Genomic DNA, 579 nt, shown 5'->3' on the forward strand with positions numbered 1-579 from the left:
TGCCGCTGTCGAAGAACGGGATCATCGCGGGCAGCCTGCTGGTGTTCATCCCGGCGGTCGGCGAGTACGTGATTCCGGAACTGCTCGGCGGCGCGGACACGCTGATGATCGGCCGCGTGATGTGGGACGAGTTCTTCAACAACATGGACTGGCCGATGGCCTCCGCGGTGACGGTGGCGATGGTGGTGCTGCTGCTGGTGCCGATGGCGCTGTTCCAGTACTACCAGGTCAAGGAACTGGAGGACGTCAAATGATCAAGCCGAACAAACCGCTGTCGACGGGCGTGCTCGCGCTCGGGTTCCTGTTCCTGTACATCCCGATCATCAGCCTCGTCGTGTATTCGTTCAACGAATCGAAGCTCGTCACCGTGTGGTCGGGCTTCTCGCTGAAATGGTACGGGGCGTTGCTGGACGACGACGAGCTGCTGTCGGCCGCGTGGCTGTCGCTGAAGATCGGCCTGCTGACCGCGTTCGCGTCGGTGGCGATCGGCACGTGGGCGGGCTTCGTGCTCGCGCGCTTCGGCCGCTTCAAGGGCTTCACGCTGTACACGGGGATGATCAACGCGCCGCTGGTGATTCC

At 63.2% G+C, this 579-nt stretch carries 1 protein-coding gene and 1 pseudogene; both read left to right on the forward strand.

The window, feature by feature from the left end:
- Positions 1-254 (forward strand): ABC transporter permease subunit (locus tag ACV22Z_RS35710; protein WP_448080937.1); only part of this gene is annotated, 254 nt, incomplete at its 5' end.
- Positions 251-579: pseudogene (locus ACV22Z_RS35715) on the forward strand (putrescine ABC transporter permease PotI); the annotation flags it as partial. The gene ACV22Z_RS35710 and the pseudogene ACV22Z_RS35715, both read left to right, overlap by 4 nt.

This window comes from Burkholderia sp. PU8-34, assembly GCF_053427725.1.